The sequence below is a fragment of the Micromonospora sp. NPDC048999 genome (assembly GCF_040649295.1).
Lineage (GTDB): Bacteria > Actinomycetota > Actinomycetes > Mycobacteriales > Micromonosporaceae > Micromonospora.
In genome coordinates, this window is record NZ_JBEZFI010000071.1 from 11,348 (window position 1) to 16,138 (window position 4,791).

4 protein-coding genes are annotated in these 4,791 nt (G+C 68.4%); 3 read left to right on the forward strand and 1 reads right to left on the reverse strand.

The window, feature by feature from the left end:
* Positions 1-2,066: tetratricopeptide repeat protein (locus AB0C02_RS32530; RefSeq protein WP_357553050.1), on the reverse strand; the 2,066-nt coding region annotated here is incomplete at its 3' end.
* Between the two features lie 31 nt (positions 2,067-2,097).
* On the opposite strand from AB0C02_RS32530, the gene AB0C02_RS32535 reads away from it, so the two are divergent.
* The 3 genes from AB0C02_RS32535 to AB0C02_RS32545 all read left to right on the forward strand — a co-directional run.
* On the forward strand, positions 2,098-2,484 hold the full coding sequence (locus AB0C02_RS32535) for a hypothetical protein (protein ID WP_357553051.1): 387 nt from the start codon (positions 2,098-2,100) through the stop codon (positions 2,482-2,484).
* A gap of 11 nt (positions 2,485-2,495) precedes the next feature.
* On the forward strand, positions 2,496-3,305 hold the full coding sequence (locus AB0C02_RS32540; protein WP_357553052.1) for a hypothetical protein: 810 nt from the start codon (positions 2,496-2,498) through the stop codon (positions 3,303-3,305).
* Between the two features lie 288 nt (positions 3,306-3,593).
* On the forward strand, positions 3,594-4,791 hold a 1,198-nt coding region (locus AB0C02_RS32545), incomplete at its 3' end, for an IS701 family transposase (protein WP_357553053.1).

Consider the following 4,791-nt stretch of genomic DNA (forward strand, 5'->3'; position numbering starts at 1 on the left):
CTGGTTTGCAGCGCGAGGCTGAGGTTGGACAGGTACCCGGCGTGGTCGGGGTGGTCGGTGGGGGTGGCGGCCACTACAGCGGCCAGGAGTTGGATTGCCTGGTCCAGGTCGGTGGCGTCCCCGGCGCGCTTGAATCGGGTTTGCAGCGCGAGGCCGAGGGTGGACAGGTAGATGGGGCGGTTGGGGTGGTCGGTGGGGGTGGCGGTCACTGCCTCTCGGCCGATTTGGATTGCCTGGTTCAGGTCGGTGGCGTCCCCGGTGTGCTCGAACCTGGTGTGAAGTGCTGTGCCGAGGTTGGACAGGATCATGGGACGGTTGGGGTGGTCGGTGGGGGCGGCGGTCACGGCCTCTCGGCCGATTTGGATTGCCTGGTCCAGGTCCGTGGCGGCCCCGGCGCGTTCGAACCTGGTGTGCAGCGCGGCGCCGAGGTTGGACAGGTACATGGGGCGGTTGGGGTGGTCGGTCAGGGTGGCGGTCACGGCCTTCCGGCCGGCCTGGATTGCCTGGTTCAGGTCGGTGGCGTCCCCGGTGCGTTCGAAACTGGTTCGCAGCGCGTTGCCGAGGTTGGACAACATGGCGGCGCGGTCGGGGTGGTCGGTGGGGGTGGCGGTCACGGCCTTGCGGCCGGCCTGGATTGCCTGGTTCAGGTCGGTGGCGATCCCGGTGTGTTCGAACCTGGTGAGCAGCGCGACGCCGAGGTTGGACAGGTACCCGGCGCGGTTGGGGTGGTCGGTGGGGGTGGCGGTCACGGCCTCCCGGCTGACCTGGATTGCCTGGTTCAGGTCAGTGGCGTCCCCGCCGTGCTCGAACCTGTCTCGCAGTGCGACGCCGAGGTTGGACAGGTACCCGGCGCGGTCGGGGTGGTCGGTAGGGGTGGCGGCCACTACAGCGGCCAGGAGTTGGATTGCCTGGTCCAGGTCGGTCGCGGCCCCGGTGCGCTCGAACCTGGTTTGCAGCAGGGCGCCGAGGTTGGACAGGATCATGGGGCGGTTGGGGTGGTCGGTGGAGGTGGCGGTCACTGCCTCTCGGCCGATTTGGATTGCCTGGTTCAGGTCGGTGGCGTCCCTGGTGTGCTCGAACCTGGTGTGCAGCGCCGTGCCGAGGTTGTACAGGATCACGGGGCGGTTGGGGTGGTCGGTGGAGGTGGCGGTCACTGCCTCTCGGCCGATTTGGATTGCCTGGTTCAGGTCGGTGGCGTCCCCGGTGTGCTCGAACCTGGTTCGCAGCGCGAGGCCGAGGTTGGACAGGTACCCGGCGCGGTTGGGGTGGTCCGTGGGGGTAGCGGTCACTGCCTCTCGGCCGACCTGGATCGCCTGGTCCAGATCCTTGGCGATGCCGGTGCGCTCGAACCTGGTCCGCAGCGCGAGGCCGAGGTTGGACAAGTACATGGGGCGGTGAAGGTGGTCAGTGGGGGTGGCGGTCACGGCCTCTCGGCTGAGATGGATTGCCTGGTCCAGATCCTTGGCGGCCCCAGTGCGCTCGAACCTGGTGTGCAGCGCGAGGCCGAGGTAGGACAGGTACTCGGCGCGGTCGAGGTGGTCGGTGGAAGTGGCGGCCACTACAGCGGCCAGGAGTTGGATGCCCTGGTTCAACGCTGCCGGGTCGTCACGCTGCATGGCCTGTTCTACCAGGTCGATGGCGGCCGCGGCCTGCAGATTCGGGTCGGCGTCGTCGCCGTCCGCGACGAGGTATTGGCGTACCGGATCGGGTACTGCATGAGGATCCACTTGGGCGATCTGTGTGAAGAGACCGATTGCTTCACCCCAGTCGTCCTGATCCTGCCCCTCGGGTAGCGCCAGGTAGCGGCACCAGTGCAGCCAAGCCAGCACCCGTGCCACCTCAAACGGATCACCGCCGTCGGCATGCACTGCACGATTCAGCAGTTCACGGGCCTCAGCCAATGCGTCCGGATCCAGAACCGGACCCGAGTCGCCCTGCTCGAAAGCGCGGATCCGACTGACCAGGCGAGCGACAAGCTTTTTTCTCTTCACCCGCCAGTCCTCTCGTCCAGTGACAGTTGCCACTAACGTAGAACCATCGTTACGGTCAGCCTGCCGTCTGTCCACATTCCTACATCCCGTATCGGAGCGCCTTGTTATGAGTGCTGGTTCCGGCGGCGACGTCGACTTGACCGCCCGGTTGTGTGTCGAGCTACCCAAGCTGGCTGCCGCCGCCGACCGGCACCGGTGGGCCCACAAACTCGACGCCGCGATCGCTGACGTCCGCGCCGGTACGCCCGTCACCCAGGCCCTGGCCGCTCACCACCTGCCCATCGATCTCGCCGCCGCTCATAACGGACAGGACCAGATCAGCAGAGGCGACCCGGGGCTCCTCGACGAGCTGAACATCGACCCGGTCACCGTCACCGGCGCCTACACCTGTCCCGGCACCCCGCCCTGTCCCCGCCGCGCCCAACCCGACGCCGACGGCCACGAACCCCGCTGCGCTATCCAAGGCAAGACCATGATCCTGCGCAGCCGATAGCGGACCGAGCGATGACCGACTTGATCGCCACCGTCGGCAAGAAGATCACCGAACGGTGGCTGGCCGCCATCCTGCTCCCCGGCCTGCTGTACGTGGCCGTCATCGGCTGGGCGGTGCTGGCCGGTCAACGACACGCCCTGGACCTGCCCTGGCTCGCCAACCGGCTAACCGGGCTATGGCAGCAGCACACTTCCAGCCCCGGCACCGCGGTCGTGGCCATCGCTACGCTGCTGGCCGCCGCCGGCCTCGCCGGCGTAGCCGCCACCGCGGCTGCCGAAGACGGCGTGCACCGGCTATGGACCATCCGCGGCCCCCAGCGATGGCTCGATATCCGCCGCAGGAAGACCGAGGCCAGGTGGCAAGGACGCGAGCCGCAGCCGCCCCGCCGGTACCTGCCCGAGCGAGCAACCGCAATCGGGGAACGGTTTCGGCTCATCGGCACACGCATCGAGGCCCAGTACGGACTGTCAGTCACCGCGGCCTGGCCCCGGATCTGGATCCTGACCGACAACGATGCCCGCACGCTGATCGGCACCGCACACCGGCGCTACTACACCGACACCGCCCTGGCCGCCTGGGGGCTGCTCTACCTGCCCTGGACAATACGGTGGTGGCCTGCCGTCGTCATCGCCATCGCCGCGCTGGCAGTTGGATACCGGCGGGCCCTTGCCAGCAGTGCCGTCCTGGCCACCCTCATCGAGGCCACCGTCGACGCCCACACCACCGGACTGGCCAAAACCCTCGGTGTCGATCTACCCGAAGGGCGCCTCACACCCGAGGAAGGCAACCGGATCAACAACATCCTCATCAAACGAGCCTGAGCAGGCGCCGCAGGGAGGGGACGCCCTACAGCGATGGCGCTCGCATCGCAGGTGCCCATGCCGGAGAGCGCCCGCCGAAAGAGCTCTGGCACCAGGCGGCTCCCGGGCAGACAGCCCAGAACCCGCCCGGTCCGGCTAGTACTCCAGCCGCACTTCCGTTGGCCGCGTTTACACAGCTAGGACCGCAGATGCGGATCAGGCATCAGCGTACACAGTCGTCCATCGTGGACTGCCGCACTTGTGGCGGTGGATGATCTTTCGGGGTGGGCGGCAGGTCTGGATGACCTGATGGCGCGGATTGCTGGCCGGTTTCGGCGGGTGGAGCCGCGCCGGCGAGCCAGGGCGTACGTGCTGGGCTTGCTGTCGCCGCTGGCTGGCAAGAATGGCTGGACGCTGGCCGAGGCGGCCGGGGAGAACACCCCGGACGGTATGCAGCGACTGCTCAACAGGACGGCGTGGGACGCCGACGCGGTCCGCGACGACCTACGCGACTACGTCGCGGAGCATCTCGGCGACGCCGACGCCGTTCTGATCATCGATGAGACGGGGTTCCTGAAGAAGGGAACCAAGTCCGCCGGCGTCCAGCGCCAATACTCGGGGACCGCCGGCCGGACCGAGAACTGCCAGCTCGGGGTGTTCCTGGCGTATGCGTCCGCGCACGGGCGCACCTTGGTCGACCGGGAGCTGTATCTGCCGAAAGGCTGGTGCGCCGATGACGCCCGGCGGACCGAAGCCGCGGTACCGGCGAAGGTACGGTTCGCGACCAAGCCGGCTCTGGGGTTGCAGATGCTGCGCCGTGCACTGGACGCGGGGCTGCCGGCCCGGTGGGTGACCGCCGACGAGGCCTACGGCAAGGACAGCAAGTTTCGGCTCTGGCTGCAGAGCCGGCGCATGGGCTACGTCCTGGCCGTGGCCTGCAACCAGAAGATCCCGACCGACGGCGGCAGCGCCCGCGCCGACGAACTGGCCGCCGCGGCCCCTGTCCCGGCCTGGAAACGGCGCAGCTGCGGAGACGGCGCCAAGGGACCCCGCCTGTTCGACTGGGCCGTGGCCACCCTGCCCGACACCGGCACCGCCGACCACGGATTCACCCGCTGGCTGCTCATCCGCCGGTCGATCACCGACCCGACCGAGCACGCCTATTACCTGTGCTACGGACCGGCCGACACCGACGACGAGGAACTCATCCGTGTGGCCGGCACCCGCTGGGCCATCGAGGAGTGCTTCCAGACCGCCAAGGGACAGGTCGGCCTGGACGACTACCAGGTGCGCCGCTACGACGCGTGGTACCGTCACATAACGCTCGCTATGTGCGCGCACGCCTTCCTCGCCGTCACCGCCGGCCAGGCGCAAAAGGGGGCACCGCCGACCGGGCCGGGCTCGTCCCCCTTAGTGGTCCGCGCCGTAAGTCCTTCGGGGGTTGACTGGCCGGGGTTTGGGTGCGGTTGTGGTCAGGGTGTGGTCTGGCCGATGTGGATGTCGCAGA